The sequence below is a fragment of the Phenylobacterium sp. genome, from assembly GCF_004799395.1.
Lineage (GTDB): Bacteria > Pseudomonadota > Alphaproteobacteria > Caulobacterales > Caulobacteraceae > Phenylobacterium.
The window spans coordinates 1-4,831 of record NZ_SSMZ01000115.1 but is presented as its reverse complement, the minus strand read 5'-3'; the positions used below and the strand labels follow the sequence as shown (position 1 = coordinate 4,831).

At 67.6% G+C, this 4,831-nt stretch carries 6 protein-coding genes; 5 read left to right on the top strand and 1 reads right to left on the bottom strand.

The genetic code is table 11. The annotated features are described in order from the left end of the window. The 3 genes from E8A12_RS08120 to E8A12_RS08110 form a co-directional block, all read left to right on the top strand. Positions 1 to 326, top strand: a 326-nt coding sequence (locus tag E8A12_RS08120) for an MBL fold metallo-hydrolase (RefSeq protein ID WP_293367466.1), incomplete at its 5' end; no start/stop codon positions are given. 562 nt (positions 327 to 888) lie between these two features. Beyond that, the gene (locus E8A12_RS08115) at positions 889 to 1,431 is read left to right on the top strand and encodes a hypothetical protein (RefSeq protein WP_293367464.1); all 543 of its coding nucleotides are present in this window, start codon (positions 889 to 891) and stop codon (positions 1,429 to 1,431) included. A 335-nt stretch (positions 1,432 to 1,766) separates the two neighbouring features. Then, entirely contained in the window at positions 1,767 to 2,222 is a 456-nt protein-coding gene (locus E8A12_RS08110; RefSeq protein WP_293367462.1) for a VOC family protein, read from the top strand. Between the two features lie 357 nt (positions 2,223 to 2,579). Here E8A12_RS08110 and E8A12_RS08105 read toward each other — a convergent pair whose 3' ends face one another. Then, a complete protein-coding gene (locus E8A12_RS08105) occupies positions 2,580 to 3,812 on the bottom strand; it encodes a serine hydrolase domain-containing protein (RefSeq protein WP_293367460.1) in 1,233 nt (410 codons plus the stop codon). A 91-nt stretch (positions 3,813 to 3,903) separates the two neighbouring features. On the opposite strand from E8A12_RS08105, the gene E8A12_RS08100 reads away from it, so the two are divergent. Continuing rightward, positions 3,904 to 4,383, top strand: a complete 480-nt coding sequence (locus E8A12_RS08100; RefSeq protein WP_293367458.1) for a CinA family protein — start codon at positions 3,904 to 3,906, stop codon at positions 4,381 to 4,383. Positions 4,384 to 4,386: 3 nt separating this feature from the next. Next, positions 4,387 to 4,831: GNAT family N-acetyltransferase (locus E8A12_RS08095; RefSeq protein ID WP_293367457.1), on the top strand; the 445-nt coding region annotated here is incomplete at its 3' end.

Genomic DNA, 4,831 nt, shown 5'->3' with positions numbered 1-4,831 from the left:
CCGAGCTGGTGGAGCTGGACCACGTCATCTCACCGGAGCTCCGGCTCACGCCGTCCATCGGCCACACGCCGGGCCACGTCAGCGTGGTGATCGAATCCGAGGGCGAGCGGGCGGTGATCACCGGGGACATGGCTCACCATCCCTGCCAGATGGCGCACCCCGACTGGGTGTTCGGCGACGACAACAAGGAGGTCGCCATCGCCACCCGCTCGCGTCTCTTCGCCGAGTGGGCCGACCAGCCGACCCTGGTCATCGGCACCCACTTCCCAGCGCCCACCGCCGGCCGCGTCGTCCGCGACGGCGCAGCATTCAGGTTTGCGGTGTGAGAGCGGCGGGGTCTCCCGCCGCTGTGGAGGCCATTCCCTAAGGTGATCCTCGCGACGGCGGTTCAGCGCGGGTTCATTCGGGGGAGGTCTCTTAGACGCGGACACCCGATCCGGGCTGTCAATCCGGATGCTTTCGCATGGCCCTATACACCTACTTTCTATGTCGGGACTGCATTGGCGCCGGCACCTTCGAGGCCATCGATCTACCCGCGGACGAAGACGCCAGGGCGCTGGCCTCGTCGGTTCTCGCAGACCACCCGAGCGCTGAATACGTGTCGATCTGGCAGGGTGATCGTGCGGTAGGTGAAGCTAGGCGTGAGCGCCTGCCTTATCCGTTCGTTCTTGCCTGAAGGCCCGCTTTGGGTCGGAAACGACCATATTGCGCCGCGGCTCGGCAAAAGCTCGGTTTCCGCTCAGGTTCCGGTCGTTGCCTCTCGTCACCCGGTCAATTCTACATCACGGGGGCCCGGACGGTTCCGGACGGGGCGGCTTGGTAGAGTCCGGCCGCCTGCCCCTCGGACGCTGCGGATGTCGCTGCGTCCGCACACAAAGGGGCACCATCATGAACTCACACCGCAACTGCGCCGCCGTTACCGGCCGCGCCATGGCGACTGGATTGGCGCTGGCCATCGTCGCATGGACCGCGCCGCAAGCCGCGCTCGGCGCGGGCAAGGCGCCGTCCATTGACGGCGTCTGGGAGATTACCAACGTGACGGTCACCGGCGCCAACCCCATGACCACCCCGAGCCCGGAAGCCAGCCTCTACACCTTCTCGCACGGCCACTACGTCTACGTGGCCGACACCAGCCGCACGCCGCGAACCGCAGCGACGCCGGCCAAGGACCCGGCGAACCCGACGGATGCGGAGAAGCTCGCGAAATATCAGGAGTGGGGCCCCGTGATCGCGCAGGGCGGCGCCTACACGGTCAAGGGCGCCACGCTCACCCGTGTGGCGAGCGTCGCCAAGAACGTTGCGGCCATCGGCCCGGGCGGACAGTCCGAATCCGAGTTCAAGCTCACCGGCGGCACGCTCGTCCTGATCACCAAGTCACCGGCGGGCCAACCCGCACGAGAGCAGCGCTTGACGCTCGCCCGCGTCAAATAACCCCCGGGAAACCCGGCCGCGACCCGCCGCCCTGCCAAGCTCTGGCGGCGGGTCGCGGCTTAGGGCCACAGTCAGCCGGTGCCGGCGATCTCGAGTTCAGATCCGACGGCGTTGCGATCAAAATGTTCCCTTCCGCACGGCAAAGGACAGTCCAGACCGCAAATAGGGCTTGCGTATATCTCCGCGATTAGACGATCGGCTCGGTCGAGAGTGGACCTTGCTTCCATTCCAGAAGGCGACCCGGCGAGCGTCAGGAGTGGGCGGTCTCCAGCCGTTGGACGCGCAGAGCGCCCAGCGATAGCTTGAGCCATGACCTGCATCGGAGGGGACGAGGGATGGCGGCTCACGACAAAAGAATGGGCTGGCTCGCGCTCGCCCTGTGGCTCAGCCTTTCCACGGTGATCCAGGCAGAGCCGGCCGGGCGCATCACGGGTGTCGGGGGCATTTTCCTTAAGAGCAAAGACCCCAAGGCCTTGGCCCGCTGGTATCGTGACGTGCTTGGCATCCCGCTCGAACCCTGGGGCGGGGCGACGCTCAGGTACGATGCGCCTGGACATCCGCCGGTTGTCGTTTGGAACGCTTTTCCGAGCACGACCGACTACATGGGACCCTCGACGCGCGAGTTCATGATCGACTTCGCCGTTGACGACCTAGACGCCTTTCTCGCCCGCCTGAGGGAGAAGGGCGTGACCGTCCTCAAGCGCGACGACACGGGCCCGACCGGAAAGTTCGCTTGGATTCTCGATCCTGACGGCACCAAGATCGAGCTCTGGCAACCCGCGGCCAAGTGACTTGTAGGGTCGGAAGCGGAGGCGCTGAAACCTTGACTCTCCGCCTTCCGGTTCGTGCTTTTTTGTTCGGGTTCGGCTGCGCCCGCCGTGCCAGCGCGCCGGTCGCCGATCGAGACGCACAGGAGCCGTGTCGGCAATCTGCTCAACCGGCCGATCTGGAACGAGGCCGAGGGCGACGCCGGCGAATGCGAGGTGCTGTTCGACGACCTCAACACCCGCCTGGACTGGGCAGCCGAGACGCCCGGCTTCGCAGGCACCCCCGTGGGGGTCCCGGCCCGCCGCGTCGCCGCCGACATGGGTCTTTCCGGCGAGCGGCGGCTCACCGTGGCCGACTTCGAGTGTCATCCCGCAAAGCCCTCAGTCGATGATCGACGAATAGATGATGCTCTTCAGCTGGCCGCGGAAGTTGAAGGTGCCGGATGGCATCAGCTGGGTCATGAAGACGACGGAGAGGTCCTCCTTCGGATCGACCCAGAAGATGGTCGAGGCCGCGCCGCCCCAGTAGTAGTCGCCGACGCCGAGCGTGCCGGTCTGCACCTGGCCCATGGTGGAGGCAAAGCCCAGGCCGAAGCCCACGCCCTCGTTGGCGGTTTCGGAGAAGCCGCCGATGGCCAGCTGCGTCAGGTCCTTGCCGCCCGCCAGGTGGTTCATGTGCATGACCTCGATGGTCCGGGGCCCGAGGATGCGTGCGCCGTCGAGCTCGCCGCCCCGGCGCAGCATCTCGCAAAAGCGCAGGTAGTCGGCGGACGTGCCGGTCAGGCCGCCGCCGCCGGACTTGAAGCCGGGGTCCCTGGTGAAGTCGCTGGTCGCCGGGTCATCGATCAGCTTCAGGCTCTTGTCGGCTCCACGCTGATAGTTGGCGGCGAAGCGGTCGACCTTGTCGGGGGCCACGAAGAAGCTGGTGTCCTTCATGCCCAGGGGATCGAAGATCTCGTCCTGCAGGTACTGGGCGAAGGGCTTGCCCGCGATCACCTCCACCAGGGCGCCGCAGACGTCGGTGGCCAGCGAATACATCCAGGCCTGGCCCGGCTGGTAGCGCAGCGGCACCTGGGAAAGCTTGTCGAGGAAGGCCTGCATCGAATCCGCGCCGCCGACCGAGCGGACCTTCAGCTCGCGGTAGACCTTGTCGATCGGATGCTGGATGCCGACGCCAGGCAGGCCGCCGCCGTAGGTGAAGCCGGCCTGGTGGGAGAGCACGTCGCGGAAGCTGACGGGCCGTGAAGGCGCCTCGGTCTGCATGTCCGCGCCATCGCCGGAAACCCAGACGCGGTGGTTCTTCCAGGACGGGACGTAGCGGCTGACCGGATCGTTGAGCTGGAAATAGCCCTTCTCGTAGAGGGTCATGAGCGCCACCGAGGTGATCGGTTTGGTCATGGAATAGATGCGGTAGATGGTGTCGTCGGCGGTGGGCTTGGCGCGCTCCCTGTCCATCTGGCCGAAGGACTTGAAGCAGGCGAGGTGGCCGTGGCGCGCGACGCTGACCTGACAGCCGGCGATCTTGCCGGGGCCGATGTAGTTGCGCTCCAGATGCTCGCCGATGCGCTCCAGCCGGCCGGCGTCGAGGCCTGTCCACTGCGATTGGGCGTCCATGAAATATCCTCCCGGGAAAATGCTCGCGTGTTCTAATTGACCGGCATCATGAGCCCGCGCGCAGCGGCTCGCCAAGAAAAAGGAGATTGCCGTGGAGCAACTGGACGCGCTGGCGGCCGAGCTGGGCGAGCGGCTGAAGGCCGAGGGCCAGACCGTGGCGGTGGCGGAGAGCTCCTCCGGCGGCCTGATCTCGGCGGCGTTGCTCGGGGTGGCCGGGGCGTCGAAATACTATCTGGGCGGGGCGGTGGTCTACACCGGCAAGGCGCGGATGGTGCTCATGGACCTGCCGCGCGAGGCGGTGGCCGGCATGCGCTCGTCCACCGAGCCCTATGCGCTCTTGCTGGCGCGCACGGCCCGCGAACGCTTCGGCGCCACCTGGGGGCTTTCCGAGACCGGCGCGGCGGGCCCTACAGGCAACGCCTATGGCGACGCCGCCGGCCACACCTGCCTCGCGATCTCCGGACCCGTCGAGATGGCGGTGACCCTCGAGACCGGCGAGAGCGACCGGGCGGCCAATATGACAGCATTCGCGGCGGCGGCGCTGGAGCTCCTGAAGCGGGCGGTGGGCTAGAGCGTGGCGGCGGAGGAGGCGGTCTCGATTGCGGCCGAAGATCCAACGGCGGGCGAGGCGGCCGGCCTGATCGCCGACCTCGTGGGTTACCTGACGGCCCTCTACCCCGAGGATGACGAGGAGGGGCCGCCGCCATGGACCGTCGAGGACCTGGCACGGGAAAGGACCTTTCTCGTGGCGCGGATCGGCGGCGAGGCCGCGGGCTGCGGCGGCCTGACGATCCTGCCGTGGCCGGACGCCATGGAGATCGTGCGGATGTACGTACAGCCGCATCGCCGCGGCCGGCGGCTGGCGGAGCGGCTGCTGATCGACCTGGAGGCTCTGGCGCGTGAGCGCGGCGTGGGGGTCCTGATGCTGCGCTGCGGACCGCGCCAGCCACAGGCCCTGCGGGTCTACGAGCGTAGCGGCTATGTCCGTCGCGCGGCCTTCGCCCACCACCGCGAGCACC